The sequence below is a fragment of the Serratia sp. L9 genome (assembly GCF_050632285.1).
GTDB lineage: Bacteria > Pseudomonadota > Gammaproteobacteria > Enterobacterales > Enterobacteriaceae > Chania.
In genome coordinates, this window is sequence record NZ_CP192591.1 from 2106981 (window position 1) to 2127221 (window position 20241).

General features: G+C 54.0%; 15 protein-coding genes and 5 pseudogenes. 11 read left to right on the plus strand and 9 right to left on the minus strand.

Annotation, left to right across the window (positions count from 1 at the left end):
• The first annotated feature begins 168 nt into the window (after positions 1 to 168).
• The 4 genes and pseudogenes from ACQ86O_RS10050 to ACQ86O_RS10065 all read left to right on the plus strand — a co-directional run bounded on the left by ACQ86O_RS10050 (position 169) and on the right by ACQ86O_RS10065 (position 4142).
• Positions 169 to 1129 (plus strand): annotated as a pseudogene (locus ACQ86O_RS10050) (2-keto-3-deoxygluconate permease).
• Positions 1126 to 2397: a D-threonate kinase gene (gene dtnK / locus ACQ86O_RS10055; RefSeq protein ID WP_431225102.1), complete on the plus strand. Its 1272-nt coding sequence runs from the start codon at positions 1126 to 1128 to the stop codon at positions 2395 to 2397. The pseudogene ACQ86O_RS10050 and the gene dtnK overlap by 4 nt, the downstream one beginning before the upstream one ends.
• 16 nt (positions 2398 to 2413) lie before the next feature.
• Positions 2414 to 3370 carry a D-threonate 4-phosphate dehydrogenase gene (locus ACQ86O_RS10060; RefSeq protein ID WP_431225694.1) on the plus strand — a complete coding sequence of 319 codons (957 nt, stop codon included), beginning with the start codon at positions 2414 to 2416 and terminating at the stop codon, positions 3368 to 3370.
• A 13-nt stretch (positions 3371 to 3383) separates the two neighbouring features.
• Positions 3384 to 4142 (plus strand): DeoR/GlpR family DNA-binding transcription regulator, encoded by a 759-nt coding sequence (locus ACQ86O_RS10065; RefSeq protein ID WP_431225103.1) that lies wholly within the window; start codon positions 3384 to 3386, stop codon positions 4140 to 4142.
• Between the two features lie 42 nt (positions 4143 to 4184).
• Here the strand turns inward: ACQ86O_RS10065 and speD are convergent.
• The 3 genes and pseudogenes from speD to ACQ86O_RS10080 all read right to left on the minus strand — a co-directional run bounded on the left by speD (position 4185) and on the right by ACQ86O_RS10080 (position 6493).
• Positions 4185 to 4981 (minus strand): annotated as a pseudogene (gene speD / locus ACQ86O_RS10070) (adenosylmethionine decarboxylase).
• Positions 4982 to 5137: 156 nt separating this feature from the next.
• Complete coding sequence (gene speE / locus ACQ86O_RS10075; RefSeq protein ID WP_431225104.1) at positions 5138 to 5995, minus strand: polyamine aminopropyltransferase; 858 nt, start codon at positions 5993 to 5995, stop codon at positions 5138 to 5140.
• 150 nt (positions 5996 to 6145) lie between these two features.
• On the minus strand, positions 6146 to 6493 hold the full coding sequence (locus ACQ86O_RS10080; RefSeq protein WP_431225105.1) for a YacC family pilotin-like protein: 348 nt from the start codon (positions 6491 to 6493) through the stop codon (positions 6146 to 6148).
• A 173-nt stretch (positions 6494 to 6666) separates the two neighbouring features.
• Between ACQ86O_RS10080 and cueO the strand changes: the two are divergent.
• Together cueO and hpt are read left to right on the plus strand one after the other, a co-directional pair.
• Positions 6667 to 8267, plus strand: a pseudogene (gene cueO, locus ACQ86O_RS10085) (multicopper oxidase CueO).
• Between the two features lie 717 nt (positions 8268 to 8984).
• Positions 8985 to 9521, plus strand: a complete 537-nt coding sequence (gene hpt / locus ACQ86O_RS10090; protein WP_431225106.1) for a hypoxanthine phosphoribosyltransferase — start codon at positions 8985 to 8987, stop codon at positions 9519 to 9521.
• A 39-nt stretch (positions 9522 to 9560) separates the two neighbouring features.
• Here the strand turns inward: hpt and can are convergent, their stop codons facing one another.
• Positions 9561 to 10220, minus strand: a complete 660-nt coding sequence (gene can, locus ACQ86O_RS10095) for a carbonate dehydratase (protein ID WP_429616853.1) — start codon at positions 10218 to 10220, stop codon at positions 9561 to 9563.
• A 200-nt stretch (positions 10221 to 10420) separates the two neighbouring features.
• On the opposite strand from can, the gene ACQ86O_RS10100 reads away from it, so the two are divergent.
• The 3 genes and pseudogenes from ACQ86O_RS10100 to ACQ86O_RS10110 all read left to right on the plus strand — a co-directional run bounded on the left by ACQ86O_RS10100 (position 10421) and on the right by ACQ86O_RS10110 (position 13564).
• Complete coding sequence (locus tag ACQ86O_RS10100) at positions 10421 to 11344, plus strand: ABC transporter ATP-binding protein (RefSeq protein ID WP_431225107.1); 924 nt, start codon at positions 10421 to 10423, stop codon at positions 11342 to 11344.
• A pseudogene (locus ACQ86O_RS10105) lies at positions 11341 to 12107 on the plus strand (ABC transporter permease). The gene ACQ86O_RS10100 and the pseudogene ACQ86O_RS10105 overlap by 4 nt, the downstream one beginning before the upstream one ends.
• 176 nt (positions 12108 to 12283) lie before the next feature.
• On the plus strand, positions 12284 to 13564 hold the full coding sequence (locus tag ACQ86O_RS10110; RefSeq protein WP_431225108.1) for a polysaccharide deacetylase family protein: 1281 nt from the start codon (positions 12284 to 12286) through the stop codon (positions 13562 to 13564).
• 154 nt (positions 13565 to 13718) lie between these two features.
• On the opposite strand, the gene panD is transcribed toward ACQ86O_RS10110, so the two are convergent.
• The 3 genes from panD to panB all read right to left on the minus strand — a co-directional run bounded on the left by panD (position 13719) and on the right by panB (position 15976).
• Entirely contained in the window at positions 13719 to 14099 is a 381-nt protein-coding gene (gene panD, locus ACQ86O_RS10115) for an aspartate 1-decarboxylase (RefSeq protein WP_431225109.1), read from the minus strand.
• A gap of 138 nt (positions 14100 to 14237) precedes the next feature.
• On the minus strand, positions 14238 to 15092 hold the full coding sequence (panC, locus tag ACQ86O_RS10120) for a pantoate--beta-alanine ligase (protein WP_431225110.1): 855 nt from the start codon (positions 15090 to 15092) through the stop codon (positions 14238 to 14240).
• A gap of 89 nt (positions 15093 to 15181) precedes the next feature.
• The gene (gene panB, locus ACQ86O_RS10125) at positions 15182 to 15976 is read right to left on the minus strand and encodes a 3-methyl-2-oxobutanoate hydroxymethyltransferase (protein ID WP_431225111.1); all 795 of its coding nucleotides are present in this window, start codon (positions 15974 to 15976) and stop codon (positions 15182 to 15184) included.
• Positions 15977 to 16144: 168 nt separating this feature from the next.
• Between panB and qseB the strand changes: the two genes are divergently transcribed.
• Together qseB and qseC are read left to right on the plus strand one after the other, a co-directional pair.
• Positions 16145 to 16807, plus strand: a complete 663-nt coding sequence (gene qseB / locus ACQ86O_RS10130; RefSeq protein ID WP_431225112.1) for a quorum sensing response regulator transcription factor QseB — start codon at positions 16145 to 16147, stop codon at positions 16805 to 16807.
• A pseudogene (gene qseC, locus ACQ86O_RS10135) lies at positions 16804 to 18161 on the plus strand (quorum sensing histidine kinase QseC). The gene qseB and the pseudogene qseC overlap by 4 nt, the downstream one beginning before the upstream one ends.
• A gap of 14 nt (positions 18162 to 18175) precedes the next feature.
• On the opposite strand, the gene folK reads toward qseC, so the two are convergent.
• Positions 18176 to 18670, minus strand: coding sequence for a 2-amino-4-hydroxy-6-hydroxymethyldihydropteridine diphosphokinase (gene folK / locus ACQ86O_RS10140; RefSeq protein ID WP_431225113.1), 495 nt, complete (start codon positions 18668 to 18670; stop codon positions 18176 to 18178).
• A complete protein-coding gene (pcnB, locus tag ACQ86O_RS10145) occupies positions 18670 to 20217 on the minus strand; it encodes a polynucleotide adenylyltransferase PcnB (protein ID WP_431225695.1) in 1548 nt (515 codons plus the stop codon). The genes folK and pcnB overlap by 1 nt, the downstream gene beginning before the upstream one ends.
• Positions 20218 to 20241 lie beyond the last annotated feature (24 nt).

Consider the following 20241-nt stretch of genomic DNA (forward strand, 5'->3'; position numbering starts at 1 on the left):
AAAGGTGGCTCCCCTGAGGGTCACCTTTCCACTTCAAAACTCTCTTGATTAAAAATAATCAAATGATCATGTTGTTGATTTTTGGATCTGCGACATAGCACTGATTTTTGCTTTTTATGATTCAATATAATCATTTTGATTAAAATAAATCAAAATGATGAGGGTGAGATGAAAATTAAGGCGACAATAGAAAAAATCCCTGGGGGGATGATGGTCGTCCCACTGGTGCTTGGGGCAATGCTCAACACCTTTGCCCCGCAGGCGCTGGAGGTTGGTGGTTTTACCACGGCTTTGTTCAAGAACGGTGCGGCGCCGTTGATTGGCGCTTTCCTGCTGTGTATGGGAGCAGGGATCCATATCAAGGCGGCACCAAAATCGTTGCTGATTGGTGGCGGGATCACTTTTACCAAGTTTGTAGTCGCGGTGGCCTTGGGGTTTGGGGTCGAGCAACTGTTTGGTGCTGACGGCATCTGGGGGCTTTCTTCTGTTGCGATCATCGCGGCAATGAGTAACACCAATGGGGGATTATATGCTGCGTTGGCCGGTGAATTTGGCAGTGAAAATGAAGTCGGCGCCACCCCATTGATGTCTTTGAGTGATGGCCCGATCCTGACGATGATCGCACTAGGCGCTGCTGGCATGGCCAACATTCCTGTGATGTCGATTGTGGTCGTGCTGATCCCGATGCTGATCGGCATGCTGTTGGGCAATCTGGACGTACAGATGCGCGATTTTCTTACCAAAGGTGGCCCACTGCTGATCCCGTTCTTTGCCTTTGCGCTTGGCGCCAGCATTGATTTGGCCATGCTGCTCAAAGGGGGCTGGCGGGCATTCTGTTGGGCATATTGACGACGCTGTTTGGTGGTTTCTTCAATATCAAGGTTGACCGTTTATTGGGGGAACCGGTATTGCAGGTGCGGCGGCTTCCAGCACGGCAGGCAACGCGGTGGCCACGCCGTTGGCAATCTCGCAGGCTGATCCTGCGCTGGCGGAGGTGGTTGCGGTAGCGACGCCGTTGGTAGCGACATCGGTCATTGTGACTGCATTACTCACGCCGATGCTGACTTCATGGGTAGCAAAACGCAACCAGCAGCAGATAAAGGCCATCACCAGGGAGGAGCAGCAATGAAAATGATCGTTATCGCCGATGACTTTACCGGTGCCAACGACACCGGCGTACAACTGGCGAAAAAGGGCGCACGTACCGACGTGGTGCTCAATGCACTGCCTCACTCTACGCACCGAACGGATGTATTGGTGGTCAACACGGAAAGCCGGGCATTGCCGGAGGCCATGGCTCAAGCCAAGGTCCGCGAAGCTTTGCAACCTTACTGCCAAAACGATACCCCACCGTTGGTTTATAAAAAGATCGACTCCACCTTTCGCGGCAACGTGGGGGCCGAAATAGAGGCGGCGATGCAGGCCAGCGGGGCGCAATTGGCTATCGTTGCGGCCGCAATCCCGGCAGCAGGTCGGGTGACGCTGAACGGGCAATGCCTGGTTCACGGTGTGCCGCTGGTCGATACGGAATTCGCCAGCGATCCGAAGACGCCGATCGTTTCTTCTCACATCAAGACCTTGATTGGATTGCAAACGGGTTACCCGATCCATGAGCTGGATCTGCAAGTGGTCCGCAGCGGCAAGTTGAGCACTGAATTACAACGCCTGAGCCAGGGGAGCCCCTCGATTGTGGTGGTTGACGCGCAAACCGATGGCGATCTGGCGCTGTTGGCGCAGGCAATTTTGCCACTCAGTACCCGCTATTTACTGGTTGGAGCCGCCGGGCTGGCTAACGCGCTTCCGGCCAGCAGCTATCTCGCAGCTCGCCAGCGGTTGCCCGTGCTGGTGGTGGCAGGTTCGATGAGCGAAGCCACCCGGCAACAGATTGTTTTTGCTGCGAAAGAAAAATCGTTGAGCATTCTGGATGTGGATATAGAAAGGTTATTGTCACCGAGCAGCCAGACTGCGACAGAAGAGATTACCCGCCAGGCTGTCAGCGTACTGCGGGACCGGCAGCATTGCGTGTTGCGTACCTGCAAGGATGCCGATGCCCGTCAGATGATCGATATATTGTGTGAAAAATATAGCCTCTCACGCCAACAGTTGGGGGACAAAATCAGCCAGGCTTTAGGCTCGATCACATTGGCTGTGATCAATCAGGCACAAATTGGCGGGCTGTTCCTGACCGGTGGGGATATCGCCATTGCCGTTGCCAGAGCGCTGGGGGCAGAGGGCTACCGGATCACCAGTGAAGTCGTTCCTTGCGTGCCTTGCGGCACTTTCGTCAACAGCGAGATAGACGATCTGCCGGTGATCACCAAAGCCGGTGGATTTGGTGGCGAATCTACGTTGCGCGACGCACTTTATTTTATTGAGGAGATGTACAGTGGTAAATAATACGATTGCAGTCACCATGGGCGATCCGGCAGGTATTGGGCCAGAGATTATCATCAAGGCCTTATCTGAAGGAGAACTGGCGGGTACGCCAGCGGTGGTGGTGGGCTGTCTGCAAACGTTGCAACGTATTCAGGCATTGGGGATCGTCCCCAAAGTAGAACTGAAGCCGATCCTGCAGGTTTCGGAGGCTCGCTTTGCGCCCGGTATCATCAATGTTATTGACGAACCGTTGGAAAACCCCGCCGCGCTGATACCAGGGAAAGTGCAGGCACAGGCGGGCGATCTGGCTTACCGATGCGTAAAGCGAGCCACCGAACTGGCTTTGGCGGGCGAGGTTATGGCTATTGCCACGGCGCCGCTGAACAAAGAGGCGCTTCACCTGGCCGGGCATTTGTATCCAGGCCATACGGAGCTGCTGGCGAAGCTGACCAATAGCCGTGATTACGCGATGGTGCTCTATACCGACAAACTGAAAGTGATCCACGTTTCTACCCATATTGCGCTGCGCAAGTTCCTTGATACGCTGAATGCCGAGCGGATCGAAACCGTGGTGGCGATGGCGGATACCTTCCTCAAGCGTGTAGGCATTAAACAACCAAGGATTGCGGTGGCTGGCGTCAACCCGCATGCGGGAGAAAATGGCCTGTTTGGCGATGAAGAAATTAACATCGTCAGTCCGGCGATTGCCGCAGCCAGGCAGCGTGGGATCGACGTCCAGGGCCCGTGTCCGCCGGATACCGTATTCCTGCAGGCCTATGAGGGGCAGTACGACATGGTGGTCGCCATGTATCACGATCAGGGGCATATTCCGCTGAAGCTGCTGGGTTTCTATGACGGGGTTAACATCACGGCGGGCTTGCCGTTTATCCGCACGTCCGCTGACCACGGCACCGCGTTTGATATTGCCTGGACAGGTAAAGCCAAGTCTGAGAGCATGGCCATCTCGATTAAATTAGCCACTCAGTTGGCGTGATTAAGCGGATTTCATGAAGCCACAAAGTCGCCAGGACCAGATTCTGGAATACCTGAAAGCCCATAATCTGGTCACGGTTGAACAGTTGGTCAGCGCTATTGATGCTTCACCTGCCACCATCCGCCGCGATCTGATCAAGCTGGATGAGCAGGGGATTATCAACCGCAGCCATGGCGGCGTGGCGCTTAACCGTTTTATCCCGGCACAACCCACCACCAATGAGAAACAACTGCGTTATCCGCAGGAGAAGCGGGCTATCGCCCAGCATGCGGTCACCCTGGTTAAAGCCGGTGATGCGGTGGTGTTGGACGCCGGCACTACCATGCTGGAATTGGCGCGGCACTTGACCCATCTGCCATTGCGGGTGATCACCGCCGATCTGCACATCGCGCTGTTTTTATCAGAGTTTAAACAGATAGAAGTGACCATTATTGGCGGGCGGATCGATGACAGCAGCCAGTCTTGTATTGGCGATCATGGGCGTCGGCTTCTGCGGGGGATTAACCCGGATATCGCTTTTGTCAGCTGTAACTCATGGAGCATTGAGAAAGGCATCACCACCCCGACCGAAGAGAAAGCGGGTCTGAAGCAGGATCTGATGGCCAATGCTCGCCAGCGGGTGTTGTTGGCAGACAGCAGCAAATACGGTGCCTACTCGCTTTTTTGTGTCGCCCCGCTCGGTAGCCTGACCGATATTGTCACCGATAAGGCTTTGCCCGTGGCCGCGCAGCGGCAGCTGGCCGACTTGCCAGGTGAGCTCTATCTGGTGTGATTTGCGGCATGCAGGGCAACCTTGGCTGCCCTGCATACACATCTACAGATGCGGAATGTTCCGCCCGTAATAGATCTCCTGCATCTCTTTCCACAGCTTATCGGTGATCCTTTTCCGCTCTGTTTCGCTCAGCTCTTGCGGCCTGGCGTTGAACAGGTAGTGTTGCAGATCAAAATCCTTCAGCAACATCTTGGTATGGAAGATGTTTTCCTGATACACATTCACATCCATCATGTGGTACAGCGCCTTCATATCCTCAGACATAAAGTTCTGGATCGAATTGATTTCATGATCGATGTAATGCTTCACGCCGTTCACGTCGCGGGTAAAGCCACGCACGCGATAATCCATGGTGACGATATCGGATTCCAACTGGTGGATCAGGTAGTTCAGCGCTTTCAGCGCGGTGAAATCACCCCACAGGTAGACACTTCGATATCGGCGCGAAAAGTGCACAGGCCGCCTTCCGGATGGCTTTCCGGGTAGGTGTGAACGCAGATGTGGCTTTTATCCAGATGGGCAACCACCGTATTAGGCAGCGGGCCAGGATGTTCGGAGGTATCCACGTCTTCCGGGTTGACCGGCTCTTCACTCACCAGAATGGTGACGCTGGCGCCTTGGGGATCGTAATCCTGACGTGCGATATTAAGAATATTGGCGCCAATGATCGAGCAGGTTTCACTGAGGATCTCGGTCAGGCGGTTGGCATTGTATTGTTCGTCAATGTAGGCGATATAGCCGTCGCGATCGTCTGCGGTTTTGGCGTAACAAATATCGTAAATACAAAAACTCAGGCTCTTGGTCAGGTTATTGAAGCCGTGCAGTTTAAGCTTTTGCAATTGGGTTCACCTCCTTTACCCGTCGTCTTTCAAGCCGCAGCGTTGTTGCCTGCGCTGGCCCACCCCAGTCACTTACCTTGATAAGTTCCAGGGATTGGGTTCGCTGGCCACCTAACTGCAACATGAAATCCATAGGGTGTCTGTTTTCACTTAACGTCAAACGTTCAGTGCATTGAGCAAATATTGCGGCAGGGCAAAGCTGCCAGCGTGAATTGCCGGATTGTAGTAACGGCAGTGTAAGCCACTTTGATTAAAGCGTTGTTGCAGCGTAGCCATATCTGACTGGCGCAGCGCCGGGTTCTGGCTGGCCCAGGCAAACGTCATGATGCCGCCGTAATAGGTCGGGATTGCGGCCTGGTAGAAACTGACGTCGTTAAAGTACTGGCTCAGTCTGGTGTGGCTGTTGACCGCTTCGTCCTGTTGCAGGAAGCAGACGCCGTTTTGTGCCACAAAGATACCCTCTTCGTTCAGGCAGCGCGCGCAACCCTGGTAGAACGCAGAGGTGAACAGACTTTCGCCGGGGCCGATGGGGTCAGTACAGTCAGAAATAATCACATCGAACTTTTCTTCGGTCTGATTAACAAAGTTGACGCCATCGTCGATCACCAGTTTGAAGCGGGGATCGTCATACGAACCGGCATTGTGGTTGGGCAGATACTGGCGACAGAACTCCACTACGCCTGCGTCGATCTCCACCATGGTGATCTGTTCCACGCCCTGATGACGGCTCACTTCACGCAGCATACCGCCGTCGCCACCGCCAATGATCAGTACCTTCCTGGCCCGGCCATGTGCCAGCAAAGGCACGTGGGTCATCATTTCGTGATAGATAAACTCATCACGCTCGGTAGTTTGCACCACACCGTCGAGGGCCATAACGCGGCCTAGCAACGGGGTTTCAAAGATAATCAAATCCTGATGTTCGGTCTTATCGCGATAAAGCACTTTCTCTACCGAGAAGTATTGGCCGAAGCTGGCATGTAGCGTTTCGTGCCAAGTCTCTTTCTGGGTCATATGCGGGTGACTCCGTAATAACAACCATGAAAAACGGGCGCAACATCATAAACTCTACACGCTGTAAATTACAGCGTTGTTGGCCGGAACGTTGAGGGGAGTGCTTCCTCTGCCGGTTAATCAAGGGCAGAGGCTGCAAAAGCAGGGGGATTAATTAGCGTAAGCCAGCAGGCTTAAGGAATCGCGTGCCAGAGATTTGCATTTATTGGGGGTAGGAATGCCGATGCCGCTGAGATCGCGATAGCTGTCTTCGCCCAGAGCTTTCATGTTAAAGCTATTATAATTACTCAAATCCCAGCGGTTCTGTTGAGCAAAATACACAATGGCGCGTTTGATTTGCGCATTAGGCAAATCGTTGTAACCGCACTCATTTTTCAGATAGACAAACACTGCGGTCAGATCGGCCAGATCTTCCGCTTCAGATTCATTCAGCGCCAGACTGGCCTGTGAAAAGCCCAGCATGGTCAGCAACAGCATCAGTAACGTTGTTTTTTTCATCTTGAAATTAGACCTGTTCAATATTTGCTGACGTTACCACACTTGTCTGGAAAGGCACCAAATTTTATTACACGCGCTTAACCCTTTTAAGAGTAATTGCTTGACCTTCCTCCAAGGGGAGGGTTTAGGCTTCGGGTGTTAAGCTATCGATCACTGAGAAAAGGGAGTCAGCGATGTTACGCCGTGATTTTATTAAATTGACCGCCGCACTGGGTGCGGCAAGTGCCTTGCCATTGTGGAGCCGCGCCGCCTGGGCCGCCGATCGGCCAGCCTTGCCTATTCCACCTATTTTGGCACCAGACGCGCAGGGAAAGATCGCACTGGCGCTGCAAACCGGCGAGGTGAACTGGTTACCAGGCGTGGCCACGCAAACCTGGGGTATCAACGGCCCGCTACTTGGCCCGGCAGTGCGTCTGCAACGCGGCAAGCCGGTAACCGTAGATATCACCAATAAACTGCCGGAAGCCAGCACGGTGCATTGGCACGGGCTGGAGATCCCTGGCGATGTCGATGGTGGCCCCCAGGCTTTGATCCAGCCGGGCACCATCCGCACGGTCAGTTTCACCGCCGATCAGCCCGCTGCCACCTGCTGGTTCCACCCGCATACGCATGGCAAAACTGGCCAGCAGGTCATGATGGGGCTGGGGGGATTGGTGCTGCTGGAAGACGACGAAAGCAGTAACCTGCCGCTGCCAAAAACCTGGGGCAAGGACGATATTCCGGTGATCCTGCAGGACAAACGCCTGGGTAAAGACGGCCAGATTGAATATCAGCTGGACGTGATGAGTGCCGCTGTGGGCTGGTTCGGTGACCGGATGTTTACCAACGGGGCGGCTTATCCACAACATATTGCGCCGCGTGGTTGGCTACGCCTGCGTTTCCTTAACGGTTGTAATGCCCGTTCACTCAACCTTGCCACCAGTGATAACCGGCCGTTATACGTCATTGCCAGCGACGGGGGTTGCTTGGTGAACCGGTGAAACTGACCGAATTGCCGATGTTGATGGGCGAGCGTTTCGAAGTGCTGGTGGATGCCTCTGATGGTAAACCGTTCGATATCGTGACCCTGCCGGTGAAACAGATGGGTATGACGTTGGCCCCGTTCGACCAGCCGCTGCCGGTTCTGCATATTCAACCTTCGCTCGCGCAGGGTGTGAAATCGATGCCGGACAGCCTGGTGAAGCTCCCGGCGTTGCCTTCGCTGGCCGGGGTGCAGGAACGCTGGTTGCAACTGATGATGGATCCCAAACTCGATATGCTGGGGATGCAGGCTTTGATGGATCGTTATGGTCATCAGGCCATGGCCGGTATGAGTATGGATCACGGCAGCGCAGGCAAGGGCATGGCCGCTATGGATCATGGCAATATGCAAGGCATGGATCACGGTAAGATGGCGGGGATGGATCATGGCGACAAGCCGTTTGATTTCAGCCATAGCAACACCATCAACGGCAAAGCTTATGATATGTCCAAGCCGATGTTTGAAGCCAAACGGGGTAAGTATGAGAAGTGGACCATTTCCGGTGAAGGCGACATGATGCTGCACCCGTTCCATATCCACGGGACGCAATTCCGTATTCTGTCAGAGAATGGCAAACCACCGGCGGCCCATCGTGCCGGCTGGAAAGATACGGTGCTGGTGGAAGGGTGGCGCAGTGAAGTGCTGGTGCGCTTCGATCACCTGGCCAGCGCGGACCAGGCCTATATGGCCCATTGTCACCTGTTGGAACATGAGGATACGGGGATGATGCTAGGTTTTACCGTCGCTGATTAATATGCGGGTCTTGCAAGCCGCGGCCAATCGCTGCGCTTGCCAGTCAGGCTAAACCCTGCGCCCTTCTTTCGGCTACTGACCTGAAAACGATGCAACACACTTGGAAGTGAGCATAATAGGCAGTCGGTATCCCTAAAAGGGCGAGGGTTTTATAAGGCGCTTCATCACTTATCACCCATAATCTATAGTGGTGAAAGCGCTCATGTCGCAAGATGGTTTTAACCATTATCCGTCCTACGGTGCGATGCTCGCTTTGGTCGTTTTTTACCGACCCCGACGCCAACCCGGCAGTGCCGAAAACGCTTTTTATATCAGACCTACCGCGAGTGGTTGGTGGCAGACCCGATCTGTGCTGGCTCTCTCTGTGGTGCCATTGCTATAGGGGCCTCCATGTCCTGGAGATCAAACCCCACACCGGATTTGCCCCATCAGGATCACTCTACTCAATGAAGCTGGGGTTGCTGCCTCAATAGCGCGATCACCGAACGTAGGGGCTAAAAGTGGCATAGAGATACCCGACAGCCGCAGAACGGCCAGGAAAGCGACATTATCAGGCTCCGGATGAGCGGCCACATGCGCTACAAGCAGTGTGTTATTATATTCTGATGTTTTCTGGTTTGTTCACTGGCCTGTGTATCAATCGGTGTATCAATCAATGAAGTTTATGAACATAAAAAGCATATAAAATATGAGTATATTCAACGTGGTATGTAAATAATGAAACATTATGTAGACGTAATGATTTCCGAGCAGGAAGTTAAGGCCCGTATCGCTGAACTTGGCCGCCAGATCACTGAAGATTACCGCGATAGCGGCAGTGACATGGTGTTGGTTGGGCTGCTGCGCGGCTCTTTCATGTTTATGGCCGATCTGTGCCGCACCATAGAGGTGTCACATGAGGTCGATTTTATGACCGCTTCCAGCTATGGCAGCGGCATGTCCACCACACGCGATGTGAAGATCCTCAAGGATCTGGACGAAGACATCCGTGGTAAAGACGTGTTGATCGTCGAAGACATCATCGATTCTGGTAACACGCTGAATAAAGTGCGTGAGATCCTGGCGCTGCGTGGGCCGAAATCTCTGGCAATCTGTACGCTGCTGGATAAACCCGAGCGCCGTGAAGTTGACGTTCCGGTGGAATACGTCGGGTTCTCGATCCCGGATGAGTTCGTGGTGGGTTATGGCATCGACTACGCCCAGCGCTATCGTCATCTGCCTTACATCGGCAAAGTGGTGCTGCTGGACGAGTGATCCCACCGGGGCTCAGCCTTGCTGAACCCCGATAAGCCTTTAAAACAGGCCTTTTTCCTGCTTGAGCGTGGCTATCGCTTTGCGGTAGCCCATCTCCAGACTTTCACGGCTGGTGGCTGTGACTTCCAGATCGTGTAAGCGACCATCCTGGATCCCGTATACCCAACCGTGGATCATCACTTTCTGGCCGCGTTTCCAGGCCGATTGCATGATGGTGGAGTGGCCCAGGTTATACACCTGTTCAATTACGTTGATTTCACACAACACATCCAGGCGTTGTTCCGGTTCCAATTCCCCCAGCAACGAGCTGTGCTTGTACCACAGATCGCGAATGTGCAGCAGCCAGTTGTTGATCAGCCCCAGCTCCGGGTTTTCTACCGCCGCTTCTACACCACCGCAACCCAGGTGGCCGCAGATGATGATATGCTCAACTTCCAGCACGTCGACGGCATATTGCACCACAGACAGGCAGTTCAGGTCGGTGTGGATCACCAGGTTTGCCACGTTACGGTGAACGAACAGTTCACCTGGCTCCAGGCCGGTCAGGCGCTCGGCGGGGACGCGGCTGTCGGAGCAGCCTATCCATAAAAACCGCGGTTTCTGCGCTTGAGCCAAGCGTTCAAAAAAGCCGGGATCTTCCTGGTTGATATTGGCGGACCAGGCTTGGTTATTGGCGATAAGCCTTTCGATTTCTTTCATGGCGGTTATTGGCCTGTAACGAACGGATTGCGTTGATGTAATATATGGCAAGCATCACAATTTGGAAATCGGAACAGTGAAGCAATTTTACAACCGAACGGGTTTGCGCACGGATTCTACTCAGTAATCAGACTGCTAATGGTAAACTGCCACTTATCAAACACAGCAGCATACTCCATCACAAGGTACTCTCATCACTTATGAATTATGCACTGGAAATAGCGCAATTGACCAAAACTTACGCCGGTGGCGTAAAGGCATTGCGCGGCATCGATCTGAATGTTGAAGCAGGGGATTTTTATGCCTTGCTGGGGCCCAATGGTGCAGGGAAATCAACCACCATCGGTATTATCAGTTCGCTGGTCAACAAGACCTCCGGCACGGTAAGGGTGTTCGGCTACGATATCGATAAAGATATCGTCAACGCCAAGCGCCAACTCGGCCTGGTGCCCCAGGAATTCAACTTTAACCCGTTTGAGACCGTGATGCAGATTGTGGTCAATCAGGCGGGTTACTATGGTGTAGAACGCCCCGAAGCACAGAAACGTGCAGAAAAGTATCTTAATCAGCTCGATCTCTGGGGCAAACGCAACGAACGAGCGCGCATGCTTTCTGGCGGGATGAAACGTCGCCTGATGATTGCCCGTGCCTTGATGCACCAGCCAAAGCTGCTGATCCTCGATGAACCGACTGCCGGGGTGGATATTGAGCTGCGCCGTTCAATGTGGGGGTTCCTCAAAGAGCTAAATGCCCAGGGCACCACCATCATTCTGACTACTCACTATCTGGAAGAGGCCGAAATGCTGTGCCGTAATATCGGCATCATTCAGCACGGTGAACTGGTGGAAAACACCTCAATGAAGGAGCTGCTGTCAAAACTGAAGTCAGAAACCTTTATCCTCGATCTGGCGGCCAAAAGCCCACTGCCGAAACTGGAGGGTTATATCAGCCGTTTAACGGATACCTCCACGCTGGAAGTGGAAGTGATGCGTGAACAAGGCCTGAATGGCCTGTTTACCCAACTGAGTGCGCAGGGGATCCAGGTACTGAGCATGCGTAACAAGGCTAACCGCCTCGAAGAGTTGTTTGTCGGCCTGGTGAACGGCAATGGAGAAAAAGCATGATGCATTTGTATTGGGTGGCCTTGAAGAGCATCTGGGCAAAAGAGATCAACCGTTTTGCCCGCATCTGGATCCAGACGCTGGTGCCACCAGTGATCACCATGACCCTGTATTTCATTATTTTCGGCAACCTTATTGGTTCGCGTATTGGTGAGATGCATGGTTTTGATTATATGCAGTTTATCGTTCCCGGCCTGATCATGATGGCGGTGATCACCAACTCCTACGCCAACGTGGCGGCATCATTCTTCAGCGCTAAATTCCAGCGCAATATTGAAGAACTGCTGGTGGCTCCGGTGCCAACTCACGTCGTGATCGCAGGGTATGTGGGGGGCGTGGCGCGTGGTATCTGCGTCGGGATCCTGGTTACGGTGATCTCGCTGTTCTTCGTTCCGTTGCAGGTCCACGCCTGGTGGGTGATTGCGGTGACATTACTGCTGACGGCGATCCTGTTCTCGCTCGGTGGGTTGCTTAACGCCGTATTTGCCAACACCTTCGACGATATCAGCCTGATCCCAACCTTTGTACTGACGCCGTTGACCTACCTGGGCGGGGTGTTTTACTCACTGACGCTGTTGCCCCCTTCTGGCAGGCAGTGTCCAAGCTCAACCCGATCGTGTACATGATCAGTGGTTTCCGCTTTGGTTTTCTCGGCATCTCCGATGTACCGCTGGCGCTGACCATGGCTGTGCTGATTGCCTTTATTGCGGTGTTCTACATTTTGGCCTGGTATCTGATCGAACGTGGTCGCGGTTTGCGTTCCTGATGCAATCGCCCTCTCCTGATGGCCAGGGGAGGGCGGTTTATTGATTTATTACATATATTACTTAAATCTATATAATTACCAGCCTCCGCCCTTTCTCTCCGCGATTTAAATCGTGCTATGCTGGCGCTCCACATTTTCTTCATTTTTCATTACGTACTCGTAAGCAGAACAAAACCATGCAGCCTCAATATAAAATAGCGGCAGGGCTACTCGGCATTTTTATGTCGTTGCTGGCACCGGCAGCATTGGCGGATTTATTGTCGGAAGACAACTCTGTAAAAGCCGAATACATGGAAGCTCAGCGTAACAGCGAAATCTATTCGTTGATTGGTGAGCATGTAATACCGGTAGGGGAAGTGAAGCGGGGGCAACTGATCCAGGTATTCCCGGCGGATGCGGAATATTACGAACTCAAATTTGGTCATGGCACCGGTTTTATCGATAAAGACGATGTGCGTCCCATCCGTAAATCCCGCAAGGTGAAGGACGATCTGGGCGAGTTGAACAAGCCGCTGACCAATCAGAACCTGATCACCCAGCGGGCAATCAACGTCTACACCGCTGCCGATAACAGCAGCGAAGTCTTTAGCGTGCTGGAAGAGAACCTGCGCTATCCGATTATCGGCAAGCTCAAAGATCGGCTCAATAACACCTGGTATGAAGTGAATATCGGCGATCGCCTGGGGTATGTCAGTGAACTGGACTGCGAGATCGACAACGGTATCCCGGTGCTGACTTATCACCATCTGCTGAAGAATGAAGAGAATAAACGTTTTCGTAATACTTCAACCACCACCTCGGACGTGGCTTTCAGCAACCAGATGACGTACCTGAAGCAGACGGGTTATGACACCATCACCATGTACCAACTGGAAGCCTATCTGAATAATCAGATTAACCTGCCAGGTAAAGTGGTGATGCTGACCTTTGACGATGGGCTAAAGTCGGTTTATCGCTATGCCTATCCCGTGCTGAAGGCATATGGGATGCGCGCCACGGCGTTTATCATCTCTTCACGTATAAAACGCCATCCGCAAAAGTGGAACCCGGATTCATTGCAGTTTATGAGCATTTCTGAGCTGAAAGAGAGCCAGGATGTGTTCGATGTTCAATCGCATACTCACTTCCTGCACCGCACCGGGGCCAATCGTCAGCCGATCCTGCTGAGCCGTTCGCTGCATAATATCGAATTCGATTTTGAGCACTCAAGACGGGCGTTAGAGCAATTTAACCCGCACGTGCTGTACCTTTCCTACCCGTTCGGCGGCTATAACCAAAATGCGATCCAGGCGGCAAAAGACGCTGGGCTCCATATGGCGGTCACCACGGTACAGGGGAAAGTGAAGCCGGGTGATAACCCGTATACTTTGAAGCGGCTTTATATTCTGCGTACCGACTCCATTCCGACCATGGCGGAACGGATAGCCAATAAACCGGGCACAGTGCCAGTGCAGTAAAAAGGAAAACCGGGTGCTGGAGGCGTATTGCTTGTCAGTAAAGCCATACGATGCCTGATTAATTCATGCCAGGTTAATCGTGACGCCCTCTCCCTTTGGGAGGGGGCGTTTTAGTGTTACTGGCATGCATTATGCTGAAGGTGCCTGTGTTTGATCAGGCAACCTGAGCTGGGACGGCTTTCGCCTTGCGTTGCAGGTGGTTTTCGCCCTCAAAGTAAGCGACTTTGGGATGGTGCTGGCGGGCATCGGCATCGCTCATCTGAACGTAAGAACAGATGATCAATTTGTCACCAACGCAGGCGCAGCGGGCAGCCGCTCCATTGACTGAGATAATGCGCGAACCGCGTTCAGCGGCGATAGCATAGGTGGAAAAACGCTGGCCGTTGTCAACGTTGTAAATATCGATCGCTTCATATTCCAGGATCCCCGCAGCCTCCAGGAAATCCTGGTCAATAGCGCAGGAACCTTCGTAATGCAAGTCAGCCTGAGTCACTTTCACCCGATGCAGCTTGCCTTGCAACATAGTACGTATCATAGCGTTACCTAACTGAATATCGGCCCTTTCAGGCGACTGAGATTGAACTGCTTCCTTGCAATATTTATCGTCACCGATAAACCCTGTCAGTCTACTGCCAACCGGATAAATACGGCAACGATTGTACAAAAAAACGACTTATTGTGTGAGGTCAACCTGCTGATTGTCGATCAGACGGGCCTTGCCCAGCCAGGCGGCCATCAGCACTACGGCACGGCGGCTTTCTACATCCAGCGGTTGCAGCGTATCGGCATCGCGGATAAACAGTTCGTCTGGGGTAAAGCCCGCAGCACTCAGCTTCTCAGCGGTCTGTGCCAGCAACTCGTCAACGTGGCGCTCACCGTTGCTGAGCTGTTCCGCCAACGCTTTCATAATCTGGTTCAACTGCGGGGCTATTTTACGCTCTTGCGCTGTCAGGTAGCCATTACGTGAGCTGAGTGCCAGCCCATCTTTGGCCCGCACGGTCGGCACGCCAATAATATCAATATCATAACCCATGTCAGCAACCATCTTGCGGATCAGCGCCAACTGCTGGTAATCCTTCTCACCGAAACAGGCCAGATCCGGTTGAACCAGATTGAACAGCTTGCTGACGATGGTGGAAACACCGCGGAAGTGCCCTGGGCGGCTGGCGCCTTCGAGCATGGTAGAGATGATCGGGACATCGACGCTGGTGTGCTCATCCAACCCTTTTGGGTAAATTTCTGCTGGCGCGGGGGCGAAGATCAGATCAACGTTACGGCGATTGAGTTTTTCACTGTCTTCCTGCAGCGTGCGTGGATAACGTGCCAGATCGTCTGGGCGTTCGAACTGCATCGGGTTAACGAAAATGCTCACGACTACCACATCGGCACGGGCTCGCGCTTCTTCGACCAGCGTCATATGGCCTTCATGCAGATTGCCCATGGTGGGCACCAGTGCGATGCGTTTGCCTTCCTGTCGCCAGCGGCGGATTTGTTGGCGCAGCAGTGGCAGGGTTTCGATAATTACCATTCCATAACTCCTTGATGTCCCCCGGCCTTTCAGGTTATGGGGTTAAGTTATTTTATTGACTCTTTTTGCCAGCAAGTGCGGCCAGTAAATCAGTTGAACGAGTGCTCTTCATCGGGGTAGAGACCTTGCTCGACTTCCCGGATATACAACTGCACGGCACTGCGGATATCACCGCTTTGCGCCAGAAAGTTTTTGGCAAATTTCGGGATGTGGCCGCCGGTGATCCCCAAAGCGTCATGCATCACCAGTATCTGGCCGTCGGTGGCATTGCCTGCACCGATGCCAATCACTGGGATCGACAAGGCTTCAGTCACCTTGCGAGCCAGTTCGGCCGGTACGCATTCCAGCACCAGCAGTTGCATACCCGCCAGTTCCAGATTCTTGGCATCTTCCAGCAGTTGCTTGGCCGCCAGTTCATCACGCCCCTGCACTTTGTAGCCGCCGAAAACGTTTACCGATTGTGGGGTAAGGCCCATATGGCCACAGACCGGCACGGCACGTTCGGTCAGCATCTTCACCGTTTCATACAGCCAACTGCCGCCTTCCAGTTTGACCATGTTTGCTCCGGCGCGCATCACTTCGGCCGCGCTGGTGCAGGCTTGTTCCGGTGTGGCATAACTCATGAAAGGCAGATCGGCGAGCAGCAGGCAGGCTGGCGCGCCCCGGCGCACTGCACGGGTATGATAGGCGACGTCGGCAACGGTGACCGGGAGCGTTGAGTCGTGCCCTTGCAGAGTCATTCCCAAGGAGTCACCAACCAACAGCACTTTAATGCCTTGTTCTTCAAATAGCTGCGCAAAACTGGCATCGTAAGCGGTGATGGTTGCAAACTTGCGCTGTTCCTTTTTCCACTGGCGTAAATGGCTCACTGTGGTCGATTTCATCACGACGTCTCCTGCATATAGCCGCACAGCGTTTCGCTGTAACAGGGTTGTAAAAAGTGTTGTCATTCTACTGTAACCCTTCCGGGGTGGGTAGCACCGATCACTATGGTTAAGATGTTCTTAAGAACCTTATGATGTAATGGGCCGATGAGGCAGGGAGGAGAATGCATGAGAATTCTGTTGATTGAAGACGACAAGCTGATCGGTGACGGTATCAAAGTGGGGTTGACCAAATTGGGCTTTACCCTGGATTGGTTCACCGACGGGATAATCGGCAGGAACGCACTGGAAAGCGCGCCTTATGATGCGGTGATCCTCGATCTCAGCCTGCCGGGGATGGATGGGCTTGACCTGTTGCGCCAGTGGCGCCAGGCCGGGCAGGACGTGCCGGTATTGATCCTCACCGCACGTGATGCGGTGGAGCAGCGCGTCAGTGGGCTGCAGAGTGGAGCGGATGATTATCTGTGCAAACCTTTCGCGCTGACGGAGGTTGCCGCACGCCTGCTGGCGCTGATCCGCCGCCGTCACGGTCAACTGACCCCTCAATTAGTGCATGGTAACCTGGTGTTTGATGTCGCCTCGCGTAGCGTGAGCTGCGGGGGCGAACCCGTTATGCTGACCGCACGCGAACTGGCGGTATTGGAACTGTTTCTGTTGAACAAAGGCCGGGTGCTGGCGCGGCCGGTGCTCCAGGAAAAACTGTATAACTGGGACGAAGAAGTGAGCAGCAACGCGGTTGAAGTCCATATCCACCACTTGCGTCGTAAGCTGGGTAACGGTTTTATCCGCACCGTACATGGCGTGGGTTACACGCTGGGGGATGAGCCGTGAGCCGGTTGAGCCTGCGATTAAGGCTGATCATTATCTTCAGCCTGTTGGCGCTGGTTACCTGGAGTGCGGCCAGCGTAGTCGCGTGGAGGGTGACGCGCCACAATATCAACCAAGTGTTCGACACCCAGCAGATGCTGTTTGCCAAGCGCCTGGCAACTACCGACCTGGGCAATCTGCTGGGTAATCAGGCTGCGCGCAGCCTACCGAAAACCAAGAAAATACTGCAACACGGCAAGCGTGGTGAGCAGGAGGATGACGCGCTGGCGTTTGCCATTTTCGCCCGCGATGGCCGTATGCTGCTTAATGACGGTGAAAACGGCGAAGATTTTTTGTTTGATGCCAGGCAAGAAGGGTTTATCGACGGGAAACTCAAAGGGGACAACGATAGCTGGCGGTTACTGTGGCTGACCAGCCCCGATGGGCGTTACCGCATTGTTGTCGGCCAGGAGTGGGATTACCGGCATGATATGGCGTTGGGGATGGTCACCGGGCAACTGGTGCCATGGTTGGTAACGTTACCCATCCTGATGCTATTGATTGCCGTTATGGTCGGGCGCGAACTAAAACCATTGCGCGAAGTGGCGGCTGGTCTGCGTAAACGTGCGCCAGACGATGCCACGCCGCTCGATGCTCAACAGGTGCCTACCGAAGTCCGCCCGTTGGTAGATGCGCTTAATGCGCTATTTATGCGCATCAATAGCATGCTGACGCATGAGCGGCGCTTTACCTCGGATGCAGCTCATGAATTGCGAAGCCCATTGGCCGCGTTGCGAGTACAGACTGAGGTCGTGCAACTGGCGGGGAATGACACGCAGATGCGCGAGCATGCAGTGAAGAATCTGACGGTGGGGATCGACAGGGCAACAAGACTGGTGGATCAACTGCTCACTTTGTCCCGGCTGGATTCGCTGGCCGATCTCGACAGTCTGACCCCTGTCGACTGGAGCCAACTGGTGCCGATGACCTTGGCAGAGTTGGAGCCACAAGCCCACCTGGCTGGTATCACGCTGCGTTATGAGCAGCGAGGCATCCCTGCTTCACGTTTGGGTCAACCACTGCTGTTATCGCTGCTGGTGCGTAATCTGGTGGACAATGCGGTGCGTTACACCCCGGCCGGGGGGCGGTTGTCGTAACGCTAAGTGAGCGGCAACTGACGGTGGAAGACGATGGCCCAGGGGTTACGGTGGATCATCTGGCCAGGTTGGGGGAACGCTTTTATCGCCCGCCGGGGCAAGAGCAGACCGGAAGCGGGCTAGGCCTTTCCATCGTGCAGCGTATTGCCAGTTTGCACGGCTTACGGATGAGCTTTGCCAATCGGGCAGCGGGGGGATTTGCTGCGACGGTGATGCTGTAGCAGGCCTCAGCTTTTCAGGATTTTGACGGGTGCCACAATACCATGCCATTTTCAGGCACGCGTTTAAGGCAATCAGCCAAGGTTTCACCGTCGGGGAATACCAGATCCGGCGCGATATCGGCTAACGGATAGAGCATAAACTCACGTTGCTTCAGGCCATAGTGAGGTACCGTCAGACGATCGGTCTCAATCACCCGATCGCCGTACAGCATAATATCCAGATCCAGCGTGCGTGGACCCCAGCGCTCATCTTTGCGCACGCGGCCCTGATTACGTTCTATCGCCTGAGTGTGATCGAGCAGCTGCTCCGGGGGTAACTGGGTATCCAGTGCCACCACCGCATTGAGGAAATCCGGCTGGTTCTGCGGCCCAAACGGTTTCGTGCGGTAAAACGGCGAGCAAACGATCAGGTGAGTGCGCGGGATATGATCCAACGCTTCCAACGCGGTATTCACCTGTTGTAACGGTTGTGCCAGATTGCTACCCAGTGCGATATAAACGCGGATCATTATGCCCCTTCTTTATTCGGCGCCCTGCGGCGTGGGCGGCGCTGGCGTGCCCGACGTGGTGCCGGATCTTCGCCTAACGTGCTCAGCATGGTTTTCTGGCGTGCCGGGGTAGCTTCTTGGAATTCATCCCACCATTCGGCAAGACGCAGCATGTCCGGGTTGTTTTCCACTTCAGCACGCAGTGCCAGCAAATCATACGCCGCACGGAATTTAGGATGTTCCATCAGCTTGTGCGCACGCTTGCCCTGGCGGCGGGACAGGCGTAGCTGCAACTGCCAGATATCACGTACCAGTGTAGTGATTCGTTTAGGGATTGCCAGTGAACGACACTCTTCGTCCAGCACGTCGTTCATCGCCAGAGCAAAGGCATCGTAATAGGCCAGCCCGCTTTCCTGCGCCAGTTTCTGCGCATGTTCCAGCAGTGGGTACCACAGCATGGCGGCAAACAGGAACGCCGGGTTGACGCGCATATCATTTTGCAGACGGTGATCGGTGTTTTTCAGCACCTGCACCAGAATGCGTTCCATCGGCGTGTCGTGATTTGGCGTGAAATGGCGCGCAATTAACGGGAATAGCGGTTGGAATAACTGATATTCACACAGTTTCAGGTAGGTCTGATAACCGTAGCCTGCCTGCAGCAATTTCAGTGCTTCTTCAAACAGGCGTGCTGGGGGAATTTCGTGCAGCAGTGAGGCCAGGCGTGGGATCGGCTCTGCGGTTTCTTCGCTGAGGGTCATATCCAGCTTGGCGGCAAAGCGCACTGCGCGCAGCATCCGGACCGGATCTTCACGGTAGCGGGTTTCCGGATCGCCAATCAGGCGGATCACCCCTTGTTGCAGATCGCGCAGACCACCGACGTAATCACGCAGGGAGAAGTCAGAAACCGCGTAATACAGGCTGTTGATGGTGAAATCGCGGCGCTGGGCATCTTCTTCAATGGAACCATAAATATTGTCGCGCAGTAACATGCCGCTCTGGGCCTGCTGCGATAGGTTTTTATCCGACTCAGGGTTCTGTTCGTGATGGCCACGGAAAGTGGCAACCTCGATAATTTCTGGCCCGAACATCACATGTGCCAGCCTGAAGCGGCGGCCCACCAGGCGGCAGTTACGGAACAGTTTACGTACCTGCTCTGGGGTGGCGTTGGTGGTGATGTCAAAATCTTTCGGCTTTTTGCCGAGCAGCAGATCGCGTACGCCACCGCCGACCAGGTAGGCTTCAAAGCCGGATTTATTCAGGCGATACAGCACCTTCAGCGCATTTTCGCTGATATCTTTACGTGAGATTGAATGTTGGTCGCGTGGGATCACGGTCATTGGGCGCGTTCCCTCTGCGGCTGGCAATGATGGGCGTTTGCGTGCCGCTGGGTGACGTGCAGGGTTCTTCCTGCCGTTATCGGCAGAGCGCGATGACACTTTCGCCGGCTGTTCTGCGGGCGCGGTTTCTTCGCGGACTTCGTTTTTATCGCTGGCCGGCGCTTCATCGCGGGTCAACTTGTCATCGCGGATTAGTACCTTACGGCAAAAATTGGCTACTCGGGTAAAAATGGTACACCTCGATAGTGACGGATA